The organism is Tatumella sp. UBA2305 (assembly GCF_002345795.1).
In the GTDB taxonomy this organism is placed as follows: domain Bacteria; phylum Pseudomonadota; class Gammaproteobacteria; order Enterobacterales; family Enterobacteriaceae; genus Tatumella; species Tatumella morbirosei.
Genome location: NZ_DDVT01000012.1, coordinates 29,070 through 47,654, shown reverse-complemented (window position 1 = coordinate 47,654; position 18,585 = coordinate 29,070). Strand labels below are relative to the sequence as shown.

General features: G+C 53.3%; 17 protein-coding genes. 5 read left to right on the top strand and 12 right to left on the bottom strand.

Going from position 1 to position 18,585, the window contains the following annotated elements; genetic code table 11:
* Positions 1-141: 141 nt before the first annotated feature.
* Complete coding sequence (locus B3Z23_RS05290) at positions 142-1,107, bottom strand: D-2-hydroxyacid dehydrogenase family protein (RefSeq protein WP_294902693.1); 966 nt, start codon at positions 1,105-1,107, stop codon at positions 142-144.
* A gap of 448 nt (positions 1,108-1,555) precedes the next feature.
* Here B3Z23_RS05290 and B3Z23_RS05285 point away from each other — a divergent pair, with 448 nt between their 5' ends.
* The gene (locus B3Z23_RS05285) at positions 1,556-2,671 is read left to right on the top strand and encodes a YbfB/YjiJ family MFS transporter (protein ID WP_294902848.1); all 1,116 of its coding nucleotides are present in this window, start codon (positions 1,556-1,558) and stop codon (positions 2,669-2,671) included.
* Between the two features lie 28 nt (positions 2,672-2,699).
* Here B3Z23_RS05285 and B3Z23_RS05280 read toward each other — a convergent pair whose 3' ends face one another.
* Positions 2,700-3,569, bottom strand: coding sequence for a LysR family transcriptional regulator (locus B3Z23_RS05280; protein WP_294902690.1), 870 nt, complete (start codon positions 3,567-3,569; stop codon positions 2,700-2,702).
* A 90-nt stretch (positions 3,570-3,659) separates the two neighbouring features.
* On the opposite strand from B3Z23_RS05280, the gene B3Z23_RS05275 reads away from it, so the two are divergent.
* Complete coding sequence (locus B3Z23_RS05275; RefSeq protein WP_294902688.1) at positions 3,660-4,733, top strand: NAD(P)H-dependent flavin oxidoreductase; 1,074 nt, start codon at positions 3,660-3,662, stop codon at positions 4,731-4,733.
* Position 4,734: 1 nt separating this feature from the next.
* Here the strand turns inward: B3Z23_RS05275 and B3Z23_RS05270 are convergent, their stop codons facing one another.
* Positions 4,735-5,484: an IclR family transcriptional regulator gene (locus B3Z23_RS05270; protein ID WP_294902685.1), complete on the bottom strand. Its 750-nt coding sequence runs from the start codon at positions 5,482-5,484 to the stop codon at positions 4,735-4,737.
* Positions 5,485-5,632: 148 nt separating this feature from the next.
* Between B3Z23_RS05270 and B3Z23_RS05265 the strand changes: the two genes are divergently transcribed.
* Together B3Z23_RS05265 and B3Z23_RS05260 are read left to right on the top strand one after the other, a co-directional pair.
* The gene (locus B3Z23_RS05265; protein WP_294902683.1) at positions 5,633-5,776 is read left to right on the top strand and encodes a hypothetical protein; all 144 of its coding nucleotides are present in this window, start codon (positions 5,633-5,635) and stop codon (positions 5,774-5,776) included.
* Positions 5,777-5,796: 20 nt separating this feature from the next.
* On the top strand, positions 5,797-6,771 hold the full coding sequence (locus B3Z23_RS05260) for an MFS transporter (RefSeq protein WP_349677210.1): 975 nt from the start codon (positions 5,797-5,799) through the stop codon (positions 6,769-6,771).
* A gap of 9 nt (positions 6,772-6,780) precedes the next feature.
* Here B3Z23_RS05260 and B3Z23_RS05255 read toward each other — a convergent pair whose 3' ends face one another.
* Genes B3Z23_RS05255 through B3Z23_RS05235 form a run of 5 tightly spaced genes read right to left on the bottom strand, consistent with a single transcriptional unit; the run spans position 6,781 to position 11,548 of the window.
* Positions 6,781-7,674, bottom strand: a complete 894-nt coding sequence (locus tag B3Z23_RS05255; protein WP_294902676.1) for a MurR/RpiR family transcriptional regulator — start codon at positions 7,672-7,674, stop codon at positions 6,781-6,783.
* A gap of 12 nt (positions 7,675-7,686) precedes the next feature.
* Entirely contained in the window at positions 7,687-8,634 is a 948-nt protein-coding gene (locus B3Z23_RS05250; RefSeq protein ID WP_294902673.1) for an ABC transporter substrate-binding protein, read from the bottom strand.
* A 15-nt stretch (positions 8,635-8,649) separates the two neighbouring features.
* Entirely contained in the window at positions 8,650-9,702 is a 1,053-nt protein-coding gene (locus tag B3Z23_RS05245; RefSeq protein WP_294902670.1) for a FecCD family ABC transporter permease, read from the bottom strand.
* Entirely contained in the window at positions 9,699-10,724 is a 1,026-nt protein-coding gene (locus tag B3Z23_RS05240) for a FecCD family ABC transporter permease (RefSeq protein WP_294902667.1), read from the bottom strand. The genes B3Z23_RS05245 and B3Z23_RS05240 overlap by 4 nt, the downstream gene beginning before the upstream one ends.
* The gene (locus B3Z23_RS05235; protein WP_294902664.1) at positions 10,721-11,548 is read right to left on the bottom strand and encodes an ABC transporter ATP-binding protein; all 828 of its coding nucleotides are present in this window, start codon (positions 11,546-11,548) and stop codon (positions 10,721-10,723) included. The genes B3Z23_RS05240 and B3Z23_RS05235 overlap by 4 nt, the downstream gene beginning before the upstream one ends.
* 483 nt (positions 11,549-12,031) lie before the next feature.
* Here B3Z23_RS05235 and B3Z23_RS05230 point away from each other — a divergent pair, with 483 nt between their 5' ends.
* Positions 12,032-14,173 (top strand): TonB-dependent siderophore receptor, encoded by a 2,142-nt coding sequence (locus tag B3Z23_RS05230; protein WP_414716461.1) that lies wholly within the window; start codon positions 12,032-12,034, stop codon positions 14,171-14,173.
* Between the two features lie 255 nt (positions 14,174-14,428).
* Here B3Z23_RS05230 and B3Z23_RS05225 read toward each other — a convergent pair whose 3' ends face one another.
* The 4 genes from B3Z23_RS05225 to B3Z23_RS05210 all read right to left on the bottom strand — a co-directional run bounded on the left by B3Z23_RS05225 (position 14,429) and on the right by B3Z23_RS05210 (position 18,487).
* Complete coding sequence (locus tag B3Z23_RS05225) at positions 14,429-14,992, bottom strand: TIGR00730 family Rossman fold protein (RefSeq protein WP_294902661.1); 564 nt, start codon at positions 14,990-14,992, stop codon at positions 14,429-14,431.
* A gap of 113 nt (positions 14,993-15,105) precedes the next feature.
* The gene (locus tag B3Z23_RS05220) at positions 15,106-15,531 is read right to left on the bottom strand and encodes a cupin domain-containing protein (RefSeq protein WP_294902658.1); all 426 of its coding nucleotides are present in this window, start codon (positions 15,529-15,531) and stop codon (positions 15,106-15,108) included.
* A 147-nt stretch (positions 15,532-15,678) separates the two neighbouring features.
* Positions 15,679-16,878, bottom strand: a complete 1,200-nt coding sequence (locus B3Z23_RS05215) for an MFS transporter (protein WP_294902655.1) — start codon at positions 16,876-16,878, stop codon at positions 15,679-15,681.
* 79 nt (positions 16,879-16,957) lie between these two features.
* Positions 16,958-18,487 carry an MFS transporter gene (locus tag B3Z23_RS05210; protein ID WP_294902652.1) on the bottom strand — a complete coding sequence of 510 codons (1,530 nt, stop codon included), beginning with the start codon at positions 18,485-18,487 and terminating at the stop codon, positions 16,958-16,960.
* Positions 18,488-18,585: the final 98 nt, after the last annotated feature.

Here is an 18,585-nt window from a genome sequence, read left to right as displayed (position 1 = left end):
CCCGGAAGTGGATGATGCGACTCTGGTCAGTAAAGCACTGAGCCAGACAGACATAGCACAGCTAATAAAAACTTCTGCGCAGGGCGATAGTCGGCACCTTCAAGCGCAGGCGCCAGAGTCGCTGAACATTCAGGCGAACAATCAGTCAGCCAGGCACCTGACAGGTTCTCCGTCGAGCCAGCCCCGGATATTTTCAATCGCCTGACCGAAGTAGGTGTGATAATTCGTATCGCTGACATAGCCCAGATGCGGAGTGGCCAGCAGATTTCGGGTTTGGCGGTAAGCAGAGCCTGCGGGCAGAGGTTCCTGTTCAAAAACATCAATTGCGGCTCCTGCGATATCACCGTTCTCCAGTGCCTTGATGAGTGCACCTTCGGCGATCAGTTCTGCGCGGGAGGTATTGATTAACAGCGCAGTTTTTTTCATCTGTTGCAGGTCGGAATAACTAATCATGCCGTGACTACGAGGTGAACTGACCAGATGCAGTGTAATAACGTCCGCCAGTTGCAAAATCTGTTTTTTGGAAGCCACATAAGTGACCCCCTGTTGTTGGGCCTGTGCTTCGGTGAGGTTACTGCTCCAGGCGTACACATCCATGCCAAATGCCTGCGCATAGCGGGCAATGATTTTCCCGGTTTTCCCCAGCCCGATAATGCCTATTTTTTTACCCTGCAGGGTCATTCCCAGACTGCTTTGCCAGGGGCCATTTGTCGTTAACGCTGACGATTCGCTACAAATCTGCCGTGCCAGGGCCAGCAGGAGTCCCCATGCAAGTTCGGCAGGAGGCACGCTGCTGCTTTCGGTACCACACACGGTGATCCCCAGCTCAGTCGCGGCCGCAATATCGATGGACGCATTCCTCATCCCGCTGGTCACTATCAGTTTTAGCAACGGAAGCTGGCTGAGCAGTTGTCGGGTGATGGCGGTACGCTCGCGCATCACCACCAGAATGTTCGCCTCTTTCAGCAACACGACCAGTTGTTCAGGGCTGCTGACCGGCGAATGAAGAGTATGGACGCTGATACTGTCCGGCAACTGCGTCCAGTCGGCCATTTTCTTAGCCACGGTCTGATAATCATCAAGGATAAAACATTTATATGGCTGCATAGCCTGACCTTCCTGTGAATGTATAAACCGTGGAATTCCAGTGAGCGAAGCAAAATCAGTGTCCGGTCATTTAGCTTGATAATCGCAGTTTATTCCCCGGAACATCCCTTAAAACAACCTGGTCACCCCGGGAATATCTTCTGTAAATGGCACCTGACCCTGCAAGGTTACGGGTTTGTTACCTCAGAATAAAATTATAAGTCGCAAGTCAGGTATTTTCACTCCGACAGCCTGTTGTACAGAGTTCGTTTCAGCACAGCTTAGCCTGCTCCCCAGGGAAAAACGCCTCGTGGCGGCCCGGTACACGGTTATTTTGCTTGTTATATCTCATTTTGAGATTTATATTTACTACGAATTCCTATTTAGAGAATATAGTCAAAGTGACAGATACCCTTTTGGAGGCCGTGTGGGTTCGCTAAACAATGATAAGTCAGAGGCGAAAGCCAGAATGATGGCGTTGGCAGGCGCTGTAGTACTGGTTACAGGCATGGGGTATGGGCGTTTTGCCTTTACCGGAATAATGCCATTAATGATTCAGGAACATTTGATGACGCTGAGCCAGGGGAATCTGGCGGCCGCCGCGAACTATGCCGGATATCTGGCCGGGGCATTATTACTGGCGAAAGCCAGGCCCGGAGATGCCCGTCTGCTGTGCTTCTTCGCGGTGATCACCACCTTGTTATGCCTGTTCGCTCTCGCGATTAGCCACAGCGGCATGCAGGTGATTGTAGTGCGTGGAATTGCCGGCCTGGTCAGCGCGGTCAGCCTGATTGCTGCTTCGTTATGGTTGTTACAGCACCATAAACATAGCGGCGGGGCACCTTTGCTGTATGCCGGGGTCGGTGTGGGTATTTTCCTGTCAGCAGAAGTGATAGCCGTGGCAAAACAACTGCAACTGACCTCACCGATCATTTGGGTCATCTGCGGTATCAGCGCGGCTATTCTGTTTTTGCTGGTATTACGCTGGCTGAATCTTCCGGCTGATAGTCTGAGTTTTAAGGCCGAATCCGCACTCAGTCATGGCGCGCCTCGCCTGCAAGCCCGCAGTGCTGCCTACCGATTGTTACTGATCTATGCTCTGTCCGGCTTCGGTTACATCATTACCGCCACCTATCTGCCACTGTTTTTGTCCGGCTCGCCGGTCGACCCGATTCAGGTCTGGGCATTGTTCGGTCTGGCGGCGATACCTTCCTGCTTTATCTGGCATAAATGGATGGTGGTAAAAGGGGCTCGTCATGCACTGATTGCCAATCTGCTGGTGCAGGCGGTGGGTGTTGTGCTTCCGGCGTTTAGCCACTCACTCTGGCTGTGTCTGGTCAGTGCATTGCTGACAGGGTTTACCTTTATGGGCACGGTGACAATAGCTCTGCCCGAGGCAAGACGGCTCGCTCATCTGGTGAGTTTTAACATGATAGCAGCCATGACGGCGCTGTATGGCCTGGGCCAGATTGCCGGCCCGCTGGTGGCCGGAGAACTTTACCAGATCAGTGGTTCATTTAGTCCGTCGTTGTTTAGTGCGACCGCCGCACTGTTAGTGGCTGTGCTGCTTGCTGTCATCAGATAACAGCGACGGAAGAGGATGACAGGGCGTTTTAGTCAGCCACTTCCCTGGCCAGCAGATCCCCCAGATTCTGAACAGCCAGAGAGGTGGAGTGGTCCCGCCAGATAAACTGAGTGACAGCGATACCGGCGGGAACGATGGTGAGTTCGCGGGCCGGCTGTAGCAATCCGAATACGCTGGCTGGCAGCAGGCAGCAATAGCCTCCACCGGCCACACTGGATAGCATACTATGATAAGAACTGACTTCACTGATAGCCGGCAGTGGACCGCCGGATGCCTGAGACTGCAATGCCTGTACAGCGATCCGACGGTAGCTACAACCCTCAGCAAATGCAGCCAGTGGCAGAGGTTCCTGACAGTCCGGCTGGTATCCCGCAGGGTAAACCATCAACAGGTCTTCGCTAAATAGTGAGCGGAAGTTCAGTCCGGCAGGACATTCAGTCTGCTGCTGCCGGTTTACCGGCAGTGAAACCAGGGCACAGTCCAGCTCTCTGGTGAGCACCGCCTCGGTCAGTTGACGGGTAGGCAGAGTGACCAGCTGCAAATGCACTTCGGGAAAGGTCCGGCTAAAGTCAGATAATGGCTGATTCAGACGGCTGGCGACGGTGGACTCCATACTGCCCAGCCGTAAAATTCCTGAGGGTTGCTGTGGGTGCAGGGCTTGTCGTGCTTCATCTGCCAGGGTCAGCAATTGCCGGCAGTAGCTGAGGAATGTCTCGCCCTCGGGGGAAAGTTGCAGTTTTTTGTTATCACGCAGGAATAGTTGCACGTCCAGCTCCTGCTCTAGCTGCTGGATGCGGGTGGTGATATTGGACTGCACTCTGCCCAGACGTTTCGCGGCTTTAATAATGCTTAACTCTTCAGCCACCACCGTAAAGATTTTTAGTGACGTATGATTCATTTTTGATTCCCGAAACAGAAACAGAATTGCTTTTTACAGCTCATAAAGAGATTTTATGGTGTAGTGTGATGTGATGACAAGCAGGTGATGATGAAAAGTTTATTAGCTGACAGACTGGGACTCAGTTTCCCTTTGCTTCAGGCGCCGATGGCCGGCGTTTCCACACCAGCACTGGCAGCGGCGGTGAGTAATGCCGGCGCCCTGGGTTCAGTCAGTATCGGGGCAGTCGGCCCTGAACAGGCGCAGAAAATGATCAGCACTACCCTGGCGCAGACCCGCCATGCCGTCAACGTTAATCTGTTTTGTCATGCGGTGGCGGTACGCAATCTGGCACTTGAAACCGAATGGTTGCAGCGGTTCCAGCCGTTATTCAGCCAGTTTGGCGTGCCACTGCCTGCTGAGCTCACTGAAATTTATACCAGTTTTCTGCAACAGGAAAAGATGGTGGATATTTTGCTCGCGCAGGCCCCGGCGGCGGTCAGTTTCCATTTCGGGCTACCGGAAACCAGCGTGATTGAAAAGTTTCGGCAGCAAGGGATTGTGACGTTGGCTACGGTGACCTGTGTGGAGGAAGCCCTGAGAGCGCAGGCAGCAGGGGTTGAATTCCTGGTTGCTCAGGGGATTGAAGCAGGCGGTCACCGGGGAATATTTGATATGAATGCCCACGATCAGATGCTGACCACCCGTCAGCTGATACTGCAGCTGAAAAAGTCGGTCCGCTTACCGCTGATTGCTGCCGGAGGCATTATGCACGGTGCTGATATTCAGGAAATGTTAAATGTCGGAGCAGATGCGGTACAGATGGGAACAGCCTTCGTACTCTGTCCGGAATCCTCGGCAGACGCCGCCTATCGCCAGGCGTTAAAGCAGGAGACGGCGGGCAATACCGTGCTGACCCGCGCGGTGTCCGGACGACCGGCCCGTTCAGTGAATACACAGTTTTGCCGATTAACGGCGGATATTCAACCGCACCAAATCCCTGACTATCCGCTGACCTATTCACTGAATAAAGCGCTGGCTGCGGCAGCCGCCAGTCAGGGGAAAGTCGGTTTTGGAGCGCAGTGGGCGGGGGAAGGGGCGTGGCAGGCCAGAGAGATGCCTGCCGCAGCCCTGGTGGCAACGCTCATCAGAGAAGCCGAACAGGCGGGGTATTCAGCCCCCTGAGTCAGGGAGCCAGTACCGACTCGATTTCTGCTTTACACTGTTTTATGGCAGAGAGCAGCTCAGGCAGGTTTGGCATAAACCTGCCGGTCGGAACCGCCAGTGAAAGCGCATATTGTTCTTTCAGCCCGGTGTTCAGTACCATGCCAAGCCCACAAACCCCTTTTGCATGTTCTTCGTTATCCAGTGCATATTGCCTGTCACGGCATAGCCGGATGTCCTGCAACACTGCTTCGGGCGTTTTCAGCGTTTGCCTGGTTCTCTGTTCCGGTGGATTACCGGTCAGCGAGAGGATCTGTTCATCAGGCAGCAAAGATAACAGCGCTTTACCATGAGCGGTGCAGTGGCCCGGAAATGCAGTGCCTACCGGGGAAACCACCCGCAACTCACGGTCTGAGGTTATCTGACTGACGGAGATTGCATGGGTTCCACGAAAAATGCTCAGATCGACGGTTTCCCGGGTACGGCGGTTAAGTGTTTCCATTGCAGGCAGGGCCAGTGGAACAATATCGGTATGGGCTGCCGCAGCCAGCCTGGCCAGTGCCGGCCCCAGCCGAACCTCTCCCTGGCGAAAGCTCAACAACTGCTGTGACTCCAGAGAACTAACCAGCCGGTGCACGGTGGTTCGCGGAAGTCCGGTTTTCTTTGCCAGCAGTGCAATCGTCATGCTGCCTGGCTCAGTCTCGAGCACATTGAAAATCATGGCCGCCCGGGCGATGACCTGCGAACCGTTATTTTCAGGGATATCGGGCATAGCCGGGGATTCCTCACGTAACACGTAAATAGTGCCGACTATAGCATAATTTGTCCGGTGACCGCCCGGGAGGTTTGGCTTGACATCCGGCCAACAGATCCCGAGCATGACCGTATATCGGTCATTAAATCTCACTATGTGGACAATTATGCAAGCATCAACACTCTCCGCAGTTGGCAGTTTTACTCTGTTGGCCGTTGCCGGGCTGACCATCATGGTCGGCTGTATACTGGTGCCGGGTTTGCCTGAATCGCAGCAGCCCTGGGAATTTCCTCTGCGGCCGGCTGGCTGATCACACTGCCTTCACTGGGGGTGGTGCTTGGCGGCCCCCTGGCAGGAAAAGTTATCGACCGATGGGGCGCGCATACCGCTCTGCAGTATGGGTTGTTTATTTACGGCTTGTCAGGAATCGCCGGAATGTTATGTCATGGTTTGCCGGCAGTGATTATCGACAGGCTGATCCTCGGCGGAGCAACCGCGGTTGTGATGTCATCCGGTACCGCATTGCTGACGGCCTTCTTCCACGGGCAGGCCAGGCTGACGATGATTGCCCGTCAGGGTATGGCCATCGAGTTTGGCGGGGTGATTTTCCTGTTTATCAGCGGATTAATGGCGGTTCAGGACTGGCGATGGCCGTTTGTTCTCTATCTGCTGAGTTGGAGCATGCTGGTGATGGTCAGAGGTTGGGTTCCGGTTCCTGCGGAACAGGTTTCAGATGAGTTGTCGGAGAGTAGTATCGCCGGACGCAGAGCACCTTCACTTAAAGGCGTATTATTTGCGGCGTTAATGTCGATGATTTGCTTTTTTACTGCAGTGATTGTGATTCCCAAACAGTTTTCTCAGGCAGGCTTTGGCGCCAGTGATACCGGATACTTTTTGTCGATGGTGTCACTGGTGGCGGTTGCCGCTGCGGCCATGATGCCAGTGGTGGTTAAAAAAATATCCGAACCGGCGACACTCTGGCTGGCATTTCTCTGTTATGCCGCAGCCTTTGCACTGTTTGCGCTGGCGGCTAGCCTGAGCGAACTTATCCTGGCCGGGGTGCTGCTGGGAAGCGGATTTGGATTCTCTGTGCCCTTGGTGAACCATATGACGGTTAGTCGCAGCGAGCAGGGCAATCGAGGCCGGCGGCTGGCCAGACTGTCGATGGCCTTGTTCAGTGGTCAGTTCCTCGCGTCGTTTATGGCCATGCTGCCGGGTAACAGCAGCTTAATCTACGCGGTGACCAGTGTTTTCAGTATTGTGGTAGCGGTATTTCTGGTGTTAATCAAAAAAACGTTGGCGTAACCCTGTTGCTCAGCGTTTGTGGCTGCCGGGTTTTAATCCCCGGTGCAATTCATGCATTCGTCTCATCGACCTGATGGTCCGTTGGGAAGCCGAGGACGCGACCGCCAGCACCAGCATTTCCAGGCAGACCAGTACTGTTCCGTGCAGGGGAACTTTGCCGTTTTCTCCGCCACGCGGTACCTGAATGACAACGTCCGCTTGTTCGGCAAACCGTGAATCCATCGCATTGGTCAGCAGGATCACCGGAATGCCCAACCGGCGGGCCTCCCTGAGAGTCGTCATCCCTTCGCGGTGAGCTGACTTCTGGGCCATCATCAACAACACGTCACCACGCTGCAGGGCGAGCAGTTGTTCTGCCAGCCCAATGCCGGCCCGGTTGAGGGGAGTGCAGGGCAGGCCAATCCGGTTAAACAGTCGCGCTGCGTATTCAGCCAGAATTCCGGAAGCGTTGATACCGAAAATAGCCAGCTGTCGGGCATTAAGTAGTAAAGTGACTGCCTGTGACAATGCAGTGCGGTTTTCCTGGCCTGACAATACATCGCAGGTACGGCGGTGACCCTCCAGCACAAAATCGATACTCGAATTAATATCGCTGGTGAATTCATTCACCGTGCTGCTCATTTTATCGGACGAGTTGAGGACCGGTTCAAACCAAAGTTGCAGGGTCTTTTTCAGGTCACGAAGTCCGGCAAATCCCAGTGCCTGTACGGCGCGGACGACCGTGGCATCTGAGGTATCATTAGCGGCAGCAATCTCCAGAGCGGTGGACTCCAGCACCGTTGCCCGGTTTTCATTGATGTAATACAACACCGACTGTAACCCTGCGGAAAGCTGTGGAGCCCGGTGACGCAGGCGTTCGCCAAACACATCGACCCGGGTTTTATTTTTTTTTGTCTCAGTCATTTTTCTTTCCGCTCATCTGGCTGTCGGCACCCTTAGTCCGGCGACCTGCGATTGTACCATCGCTGTCATCAGACCCATTGCCGCAAACGAATTAGAGATAGCCTCTTCGCGGGAGACCATCACATAATGTCCGTTCCGGCAGGCAGAAAGGAAATGACACCAGCCTGGCATCACGCCATTCATCGCCGTAATCTCATCCTGCGGTGTGCCACTATTATCACCACGCCAGGTATCAAACACCAGATCAGCATCCAGCTCCGGAAGCTGTTCCGCGCTGACGTTGATCCTCCCGTCCTCCGGGATATTGTTAATCAGCGGAGGGAAAGTCAGCCCCGCATCGTGCAGTACTTTGCCCAGTGAGTGATAACTGTGCATCACGGTAAGTTTTCCGTTATTCGCCTGAATCACTGATACGGTGATTTTACGCTGACCGATCGTTTGTTTAAGTTGTCTTATTTGCTCCTGATAGCGGGCTTCCAGTCGTGACAGTTGATCCTGAGTCCCTGTCAGTTGAGCCAGTTTGCTGTAAATCCGCGGCGCTCCTCCTTTCAGATGATCGATACTGACGGTCGGGGCAATTTTCTGCAACTGTTCCACCGAAGCACTACGATTAGGCTCGGTGATGATGAGATCGGGTTTCAGTGCGGCAACGGCTTCGATATCAATATCTGCACTGCCGATAAATCTGATGTCTGAATTATCGAAATCAATCCCGGTGAGCAGCTTTGCCGAACGCAGAGTATGGCTGCCATCAGGGTTTGTCCGGCCATGGCTACCGACCGGGAAAACGCCCAGTTCAATCAGCGGGATGGTGATATCCAGGTCATGCAGTGAAACAATGCGTTTTGGATGCAAGGGAACCGTCACGGTCCGGCCCAGGTCATCGGTAAATTGCTGAGTTTCGGGGGCCGCCTGGCTACAGAAACTGAACAGTAACAGTAGTAGTGAGAAAATACGCATAACACTCCTTAACACTCAGAACCTGTCACGGCGTTGCCAGAGCAACAGCAGGAAAAACGGACCACCCAACAACGAAATAATGATCCCGGCGGGTAACTGTAACGGCGCAAAAGCCAGACGGCCGATATTATCTGCCAGCAATACCAGCACAGCCCCGCAGACCGCACTGCCGCTCAGTAATGTGGATTGTCCGCCACGAAACAGCATCCGTGACAGATGAGGGGCCATCAGGCCGACAAAACCGATACTCCCGACACAGGAAATACTGGTTGCGGTCAGAACGACCGGGGCAATAAACCGCAGTAAGGTCAGTTGTGATAACCGCACTCCCAGGCCGGTCGCGCAGGTATTACCCAGCATGGCAACATCCGCAGCCCTGGCGGTGATATACAGCAATACCACCGCCGGAATTGCCCAGCAGACCGCCAGTAGCATTAATGGCCAACTGACAGTATTCAGGCTACCCGCCATCCACAGCATCACTGTCTGGACCTGGCGGACATCCGCCGTAGTCATAAAGAAACCGATAGCCGCGGCGAAAATCCAGGAAACACCAATACCGGCCAGAATAAAACCGGGCCGTGAAAAATCGCGCGCCAACAGTACCACCAGCGCAGCCACCAGTAATCCACCCGCCATGCCGGTGACCGGTTGCCAGAGAATACTGACGGTCGGGAAAAACAGAATCTGCGCCAGCACTAAAATACTGGCCCCTTCTTTTACCCCCAGTAGTCCGGGGTCCGCCAGGCCGTTGCGGGTCACCGACTGCATGGCAGCACCGGCCATTCCCAGCATACCGCCGACGGCTGCCGCCATGAGTAGCCTGGGCAAGCGAACATCACGGATAATATAAAGGCTGTTGCCGGCTGAGTTATCCGGATAAAACAGTGCCTTTCCCACCGAAGAGACAGGAATCGGCAGACTGCCATGGCTGATGCCAAAGACGAGCAAAATCAGCAGCAGTAACATAAACAACCCCAGCCGGCACAGAATTTCCGGGCGTAACAGCAACGAAAAACGACCGGCACGCCAGACAACGGCCCGGCTGTGCGGTAACTGTCGACTCATTTAATCAGCCTCGATGCTATAAAGATAAATACCGGTGCACCCGCCAGCGCAGTCATCACGCCGGTTGCCAGTTCCTGCGGGGCGATCAGGGTACGGGCAGCAATATCGGCGACCAGCAGAATCAGCGCCCCGGCAAGCGCACAGCAAGGGATCGATTTCTGTAAATCACGTGTCACCAGCCGGCGGATGCAATTTGGCACAATCAGACCGACAAAACCAATCGGACCCGCCAGTGATACCGCCACCCCGCTCAGCAGGGCAATCGTCAGTACGGCCAGTGCCCGGGTACGGGTAATATTGACTCCCAGCCCCCGGGCCTGAGGGTCTCCTAAGGCCATAGCATTGAGTGCCGGTGCCAGCCAGAGAGCCAGTATTCCGGCCAGCAGTAGCGGAAGTGCCGCGGCACTGACCACCGGCCAGCGAAGTCCTGACAGGTCCCCGGCCAGCCAGGTGCGCATGTCCAGCAGTGTCTGCTCATCTAGAATCAGTATCGTGGCAGTCAGCGACGCGGTAAATGCCGAGAGCGCGACTCCACACAAGGTGACTTTAATCACCGTCATTCCGCTGCGACCGGCAGAGGAAAAGGCCATCACCAGGCTAAATACCAGCGCGGCTCCGCCGGCGGCGGCCAGCGGACGTAACAGCGGCGTAGTCACCCAGTTGACGCCAAAAGCCGTACAGGCGACCACGGCTAAGGATGCTCCGGCATTGAGGCCCAGAATATGCGGTTCTCCGAGTGGATTACGGATCACCGATTGCAGAAGCAGACCGGCAACCCCCAGTGCCGCACCCACCATCAGCGCCGCGACCAGCCTCAGTAACCGTAATTCGATCACCACATGATGACTGAAATTCATCGGGTCATAATGCAGCAGTGCCTGTAGCACCGTCGAAGGAGGAATAAAGCGGGGGCCAATGGCCAGTTCAAAGACCGATCCGGTCAGTACTGCCAGCAGCAACAGCAGCAGCGAAAACAGATAACGTGAGCGGCGCTGGGCAGTGTGGGTGAGTAATGCTGTCACAGAGTTGCACCCGCATTCGCAGGAAAGGGCATAAAAAAAGGTTTCCCGGTCAGCGGGTTTACCGACATATGTACCTCCAGATCGAACACCGAACGGATGAGTTCCGGGGTACATTGCTGTGGATCGTCGGTGACAGAACACAGCCGGCCCTGCTTCAGAAACACCAGGTAATCAGCATAATTCACCGCAAAGTTTAGATCGTGTAACACCATAATCACGGTGCGCTGGTGATGCAGTGTCAGGTCCCGCAGCAATTCCAGGATATCAATCTGGTAGCGCAGATCGAGAAAGGTTGTCGGTTCGTCGAGCAAAATCACCGGTGTCTGTTGTGCCAGCGTCATTGCAATCCAGCAGCGTTGACGTTGACCGCCGGAAAGGCTGTCTACCGGCAGACCGGCCAGGGCTTCAGTACCGGTCAGCCGTAATGCTTCCTGAACCGCCAGTTCATCGGACTCAGACCATTGTCGTAAAAAACCCTGCCAGGGAAAACGCCCGCGTGACACCAGTTCAGCCACGGTCAGACCTTCGGGAAGCAACGGGGTTTGTGGCAGGATGCCGAGCTGGCGGGCAAGTTGCCGGGTCGGTTGCCGGTGAATATCTTTACCATCAATAATAATCTGCCCGTCCACAGGGTTTATCATGCGGGCAATGGTGTTTAGTAGCGTGGATTTTCCTGAACCGTTTGGACCTGCCAGAATAGTCATTTTACCGGCGGGGAGTTGCAAGTTGATATCGTCAATAATGATATTTTTTTGATAACCGGCACGCACGTTCCTGAGGGTTAACCCCCGGTGATTGTCTTCAGTATCAGTCTGTTGCGACATTGGGTTTCCCGCGGTATACAGTACTGTTTAGTGCATCAGAAGTGAGCCTAAACAATAATAAGTATCATTCTCTGCCGTGATTTTGCGGGGGAGGTATGTAGTAGTCAAGCAAAAAGATCAGCTGATAATTGAGGGTTTTATTCACAAAGAACCGCTGTGTAATAATTTCTGTTAGCCGTGGATCGCAATTATTATCAGGATTTACATCAATTTAATCTGTTAAATCAACAGGCAACTAGCATTTCATTAATGTAGTGAATTATTTTTAATTTAAATTTACTACTACACTCCTCTATGTTTGAATGATTATCAATTAGATTTCTGTTCTCATGTGTCGCGATAGAAAAGGGCACATCAATCAGTGTGGTCGCGGTTGCCTGCCACAACAGAACAGACTCAGTCCCGAAATAGCACAATACGCAGGGAAATCTGACACAGGTACCCGTTTATTTTCAATTATTCGGCAAGGAACAGAAATTAGAAATGAAAACAGATTCGCAGCTATTGCCCCGGAAAAAGAGATCCCGGCAATTAATTATGGCGGTTTGTGGCAGTACCCTGGCCTTACCGGCTTCTGTAGTCGCGGCGACAACACCAGATAACAATACACTGACCGTGACCGGTAGCCGTCAGGCGGCTAATGCTGAAAGTAGCTATACCACACCAACGACTTCTGTCGGCAGTAAAATGCCGGTTGCCAGATTAGATGATGCTCAGTCAGTCAGTGTGGTGACTCAGCAACAGATGAAAGATTATCAGACCACCAATCTGTCCGATGCGCTGCGATTTGTCAGTGGAATTTCTCAGTCTAACACTCTGGCGGGGACCGAAGACGGTATTTTACGACGTGGTTTTGGCAGCAACTCCGATGGCTCCATTTACAGGGATGGTATTCGCAGTAGTCAGGGGCTGAATGTTGATGCGACCACTGACAAAGTCGAAGTACTGAAGGGCTCTGCCTCTTTACTGTATGGTATTCAGAACCCGGGCGGGGTGATTAATATCGTCAGTAAAAAGCCACAATATCAGTGGAATACCAAAGTTTTTGGCCATTACAACAGCACCGGTGGCGGGGCGGGCGGCGTCGATGTTACTGGGCCACTGGGAGATGGCTTTGCTTTCCGGCTAATTGCTGAAAAACAGGCCCAGAATTACTGGCGCGGATTTGGTAATGATAAACATAACCTGATTGCTCCGTCATTGCAGTGGATTGGGGATAAAGCCAGTTTCGGCATCAGCTATGAAAGCTTTGAATATGATATCCCTTACGATCGCGGTACTGCATTTATCAACGGAAAACCGGTTTCGGTGGGTTATAAGACAAGGCTGGATGATTACACCAACCATGCATGGGGACGTAACCAGACGTTTAGTAGCCACTGGGATTACCAGTTCAATGATATATGGAGTACCCGGGTGACTTTTGGTATGAACCAGCGTCGCTACAGTAACAACGAGGTCAGGGTAACGGCAGTAAATACCAGTACAGGCGCAGTGACCCGTCGTGCGGATGCTAACCGGGGTTATAACCATAAAACGAAGTACGTCTCATGGGATGTGATGGGAACCCCGCTTATTGCCGGGATGACGCACAATATTGTGGTCGGGACTGATTACGAGATGGATCAGACTTATCGTGCGCATGCCTATACCGGTAAAACGAACACTGTCTATAACCTGAGTAATCCGGTGTACGGTATGACGCCGGTGACAGACAGTAGCACAGAAAAAACTGCGAGCGCCAATTTACTGAACCGGATTCACAGTCGTTCCGTATACGCGAAAGACAGCATCGACCTGACTGATCAGTGGATTGCTGTATTAGGTGCCCGCTACCAGCATTACGAACAACGGGAATCTAAAGGTTTTAACCCGCAGACCGAGACCTACAGCGATGTCGGCAATAAATTTCTGCCGCAGACCGGGCTTATTTACAAGTTGACTCCGGAGGTCTCACTCTATGCCACTCTGAGTAAATCATTTACGCCGTCAACGACTGTGGATGATGATGGACATGTCGGGCTGCCGGAGCACGGCACCACCTATGAGACCGGGAGTAAATGGCAAATTACGCCTTCGTTGTTTGCCACACTGGCGCTGTATAATATTGAAGAACGTAATATCGCTTTGTCACTTAATGGTGATACCTATGAAGTCGCGAAAGCGCGATCCAGAGGCATTGAAGCTGAACTGAATGGCGAAATTTATCGCGGCTGGCAGATCAGTGCTAACTACAGCTACGGTCAGGCGATCATTACCGATGATCAAAACGACTCCTCTAATAATGGCAACCGTCTGCAAAACGCCCCACGCAATTCAGGAGCGGTTTATCTGAGCCATGCATTAGATATTCGTGCCCTGCCGGGCAGTGTGCGTGTTGGGGGTGGGGTACGTTATGTGGGCTCCCGTGCCGGAGATCCCGATAATAGTTTTACACTGTCTTCCTACACAGTGGCGGACAGTTTTATTGCCTGGGATAGTCATCTGCTGGGCAAAAATACGCATCTGCAACTCAACCTGAATAATCTGTTTAACAAGCATTATTACACGTCGAGTGGCGGTAACCTGCGGGTAGAAGAAGGTGAGACCCGTAATGCAGTGCTAAGTGCCAGCATCGAATTCTGATAGCCGGTCAGGATCACTGAGTCCGGGAGGTCTGCCTTTGAGGCTGGCCTCCCGGAATGCTTACCTCAGCTTCATTAATAACGGAACGGGGTTATGATGCTCCTGCTGCCACATCTACGGGGTTCTGTTTCAGCCATCCGTGATGACAGCAATACGCGGCAAATTCCGGTCCGGATAATCACAAAGTACACTTACTTTGCAGCAAGACAGGCATTTTGCTGTGACTCTTGCAGCTAGCCGAAAGATGTTTCCTGGTCAACGTGCCCATTTGGCAGGTGGTGGGGTATAGCTGACAATCTTTTCGACCAGAAGCGCCGGATCATCAGAAACAATCAGCATATCTGCATAGGTCTGTTTCATAAATCCTTCGGCAATCGTCCGTTCAAAAAAGGACAGTAGCGGGTCATAAAAGCCATTGACGTTGAAAAATGCACAGGGCTTATTGTGCAGACCCAACTGAGCCCAGGTCCAGGCCTCAATAATTTCTTCCAGGGTACCGGCCCCGCCAGGCAACGCGATAAAACAATCTGCACTGGCAGCCATCTGAGATTTGCGCTCATGCATATCACGAACGACCTTAAGTTCACTGAGACCCGGATGTGCCAGTTCGTGACTCACCAGTGCTTCCGGCATGACTCCAAGGATATCCATTCCGCAATCAAGCGCTGTGTCAGCCACACAGCCCATTAATCCGACTTTTCCGCCGCCATACACCAGGCTGAACTGTTGACTGGCCAGTTGCTGTATCAGACGTCGGGTTTCACTGACAAAAATGGAGTCATTTCCGCAGGCGGATCCACAAAACAGTGCTGCACGCATTTAAAGATTACCTTTATTCATCGGATTAAACAGAGGGCGACCGTAGCAGACTACACTGCTACGGTCGAGGCAGCGAAATCTTATTCGCCGCCAGTCGGAGATGGCTCAGGAGACTATTGTTGAGCGGCAATAACATCCACCAGCACTAACGGTTGTTTACCGTTATTGGTCAGTCCGTGAGATTCTCCTTTACGCACAATGGTGATATCTCCGGCACTGACCGGATAATCTTTACCGTCGGCATCTTTGAACAATCCACTGCCGGAGACAATAATGTAGGCATCTTCGTTATCAATATGTTTGTGGTAACCGACAGAAGATCCTGGTTTCAGAGTCAGCCAGCTAATCTCTTTAATCGCCTGGCCGGCGCTGGCTTTATCACGGGTAAACGCAAAAGCAGCCCCGACAGCGCCTTTACCACCCCCTAAACCCTGTTTTTCCATTTTCTGTTGCTGAGCACGGGTAATAATCTGTGCATTGGCCAGCGATACTGGCAGTAACACAGCGGCACATACTAAAGCAGCGGTCAGTTTACGCATTATTTTCACCTGTGGATGGGCTGTTACCAGGACTCGCCGGAATGGCTGGCCCGAACGGGTAAACAAAGTTTACTCCGTTGCAGAGAAAACCCAAGGCCAAAACGAAAATCTGTCTTTATTTTCTGACCGTTAGCGCAAAATTTGTCTTCAGACCACCGCGACGTTCTCCGGGGCTGACCTGAGAAAACGCTGTGCAAAAATGCCACCGGTCAGTGCAAACAGTGTCAGCAGCAGGGCAAACAGCATGGCACTGACAGATAAGCCCTGTTTATCGGTCAGGTAACCTGCCACCACGGGCAGAATTCCTGCGGGCAGATAACCGCCAATATTCAGCAATGCATTGGCCTGCGCCCGACGTCGATCCTCCACCTGTAAAGCCAGCAGTGTCAGCCCGCCAAACTGGCCTAACCCCTGACCCGCCCCGGCCAATAGTACCCCAAAAATCAGCCACGGATATTCATGCAGGGTGATGGCAACCACGACAAGAACCATCGACAGCACCGTAGCCAGCGAACTTCCGAAGAATACACGGGATAATGGCCAGCGGCGAGCCTGTACCTGAGTCAAGGTCGCGCAGATAAACATGCCACAGGTCATTATTCCGGCCAGTAACGGATTGTAGCTGTGAGCGAGTAAGGTTAGCAGCGACGGCCCGAGCGCCAGTATAAACGATGTTGCGGTAATCCCCGGCGCAAAGGCACCTATACCGCAAAGCAGCGCACTGATATTTTTAGCCGGCAGGAAAGGCAATGTCAGACGTAAACTGCCCGATGTGGTGGCGCCGCGTGGTGCAAAGGGCAGGCGGACAGCGATGATGATGGCGACGAGCAGCGCGCAGAACAACAGTAAAAATAATGGAATCACCGGATGTGTCAGCGTCTGTATCAGCATACCGGAGATTAAAGGACCTGTTCCTGCGCCGGTCACCATCGCCACTGAAGCCAGTAATGCCGCCTGCTTCCGTAATAGCGGACCGGAAAGGTCGGCAACACCTGCCATCCCGGCGGACACCATAATCCCGACAGCAATGCCTGTCAGTAACCTTGCCACAGCCAGTGCTGCCACAGATTCCGCAGTAGCAAACAGCAGGCTGGCAATCATTGCGGCGGCCAGACCGGGCAATAGCAAAGGTTTACGCCCGTAGCGATCGGATAACTGCCCGGCGAACAACAAGGTACCCAGCAGACCTGCGATATACAGTGCAAAAATCACGGTCAGCATGCCGGACGAATATCCGAACTGATGCTGCCAGAAACTGTATAAGGGAGTGGGTGAATTGGAGAGCATAAATACCGCTGTGATCAGCCAGGAAGCCCCGGTGACCGTCATTTTAGATGAAGATTGCATGAACTGGCTCCTGTGTCGGAATGATGCTTTGGCACAGAACGATCTGTACCACTAATAAATACTCCCGGGAGTACGCGGATTAATGCTCTCGTACTAAGGGGGGGTGGTTCCGGCGCTGGCTGAACAGCAGGAAAATAAAAATTGCAGTGACAGCAGACCCGGCAGATAACACGTACATCACAGTGCTGAGTTGGATCAGATACAGGGACGTCAGCAGGCTGCTGTTACCCGGTAGCAGTTCGGTGGCTGATGCCAGTTCCCCCAGGGCCAGGTGGCTGGCTGCGGCCTGCAGGAATTGAGGTTCAACGGCTGGCAGAACGGTAGCCAGGGAATGGTTGAGTAGTGTGGCCAAAAGTACCCCGACGATGGCAATCGCAATGCCATCTGCCGAGACTCTGACACAGTTAAAAATACCGGTGGCCATTCCCGCTCTCTCAGAGGAAACCACGCTGACAGCCAAAGCATCCATCAGCCCCCAGGGTAAGCCAATACCTGCTCCGACGGTAAGCATGGCTAATGTCAGACCACTGTCAGTACCGGAAGCGAGGACGCTACCGGCATAACTCAGTCCGCCAGCAGTTAACAGTAATCCTGCGGCAGACAGTACTCCGGGTGATAGCCAGCGGGTCAGTGAGCCCGCCAGAAAAGGGACCACCAGCAGCGGTGCGGCCAGTGCAATCATCTGGCGTCCGGCGATATCCACAGGCAGATGGATGACGCCAATCAGGTATCCGGGCAGCAGGACAATCAGGGTGACAAAGAAAAACGCCGGAGACGCTGCCAGTAACTGGACTCCACAAAACTGTGCCTGTCGAAACAACGACAAATCAAGCATTGGATGACGGGCTCGCCGTTCTCTGACTACAAACAGGATAAATAATAATAAAGCTGCGGCAGAAGTCATCAGCACCGTCGGACTGTCTGGAGGGGAAACCGGGGCCTGCAGAATAGCGATAGTCAGTAATGCCAGCGCTCCGGTAAAACTGGCAGCGCCGGGCCAGTCCGGTGTCAGGGCTTCCGGTTGCCGTGATTCTTCGGCAAACAACATCACCAATAGCAGCCCGAACAGACTAATACATGCAGTGGCAATAAATACGGGGCGCCAGCCTGCGAGAGAGGTCAGCCAGCCCGCAGCCAGCGGACCGAAAGCCAGTCCGATCCCGAAGGTAGTCCCGAGCAAACTGAATCCCCGGGTGCGCTGTGAGCCACTGAAGGTTTGTGTCAGTGAAGACATGGCTCCGGCAAACGCCGCAGCACCTCCGGCGCCCTGCAACAACCGCAGAATATCTATCCAGCCAACGGAGGGTGCAGCCGCAATCAGGCTGGTAAACAAGGTAAACAGGATCAGTCCGCTGAGCCACAGCCTCTTGCGGCCATAAATATCCGCCAGACTCCCGGCAGCCATCATGCTACTGCCATAGGTCAGAATATAGCCGTTAACGACCCAGTTAAGCAGCAGGGTACTGCCACCTAACTCATGGCTTATGGCGGGTAAAACCATAGCCGGGCCGGTAAAACAAAGGGGGATCAATATTCCTGTCAGGCAGGCTGCAATCAGTTGCAGCAACTGCCTGGCAGTGACCGGTGAATTTACAGACAGGGTAGTCATGGCTTATTTCTCACTGAAAGTTACAAATGTCCCGGAAGCTGACAATCTGCCCGGCGGGCAAACCACCGCACAATACAAGGCGACAGAACGGAGAAAAA

Bases quoted from the DNA above. Each gene is read 5' to 3' on its own strand.
- B3Z23_RS05290 (WP_294902693.1), bottom strand. From the start codon at position 1,107: ATGCAGCCATATAAATGTTTTATCCTTGATGATTATCAGACCGTGGCT.
- B3Z23_RS05285 (WP_294902848.1), top strand. From the start codon at position 1,556: ATGATGGCGTTGGCAGGCGCTGTAGTACTGGTTACAGGCATGGGGTAT.
- B3Z23_RS05280 (WP_294902690.1), bottom strand. From the start codon at position 3,569: ATGAATCATACGTCACTAAAAATCTTTACGGTGGTGGCTGAAGAGTTA.
- B3Z23_RS05275 (WP_294902688.1), top strand. From the start codon at position 3,660: ATGAAAAGTTTATTAGCTGACAGACTGGGACTCAGTTTCCCTTTGCTT.
- B3Z23_RS05270 (WP_294902685.1), bottom strand. From the start codon at position 5,484: ATGCCCGATATCCCTGAAAATAACGGTTCGCAGGTCATCGCCCGGGCG.
- B3Z23_RS05265 (WP_294902683.1), top strand. From the start codon at position 5,633: ATGCAAGCATCAACACTCTCCGCAGTTGGCAGTTTTACTCTGTTGGCC.
- B3Z23_RS05255 (WP_294902676.1), bottom strand. From the start codon at position 7,674: ATGACTGAGACAAAAAAAAATAAAACCCGGGTCGATGTGTTTGGCGAA.
- B3Z23_RS05250 (WP_294902673.1), bottom strand. From the start codon at position 8,634: ATGCGTATTTTCTCACTACTACTGTTACTGTTCAGTTTCTGTAGCCAG.
- B3Z23_RS05245 (WP_294902670.1), bottom strand. From the start codon at position 9,702: ATGAGTCGACAGTTACCGCACAGCCGGGCCGTTGTCTGGCGTGCCGGT.
- B3Z23_RS05235 (WP_294902664.1), bottom strand. From the start codon at position 11,548: ATGTCGCAACAGACTGATACTGAAGACAATCACCGGGGGTTAACCCTC.
- B3Z23_RS05230 (WP_414716461.1), top strand. From the start codon at position 12,032: ATGAAAACAGATTCGCAGCTATTGCCCCGGAAAAAGAGATCCCGGCAA.
- B3Z23_RS05225 (WP_294902661.1), bottom strand. From the start codon at position 14,992: ATGCGTGCAGCACTGTTTTGTGGATCCGCCTGCGGAAATGACTCCATT.
- B3Z23_RS05220 (WP_294902658.1), bottom strand. From the start codon at position 15,531: ATGCGTAAACTGACCGCTGCTTTAGTATGTGCCGCTGTGTTACTGCCA.
- B3Z23_RS05215 (WP_294902655.1), bottom strand. From the start codon at position 16,878: ATGCAATCTTCATCTAAAATGACGGTCACCGGGGCTTCCTGGCTGATC.
- B3Z23_RS05210 (WP_294902652.1), bottom strand. From the start codon at position 18,487: ATGACTACCCTGTCTGTAAATTCACCGGTCACTGCCAGGCAGTTGCTG.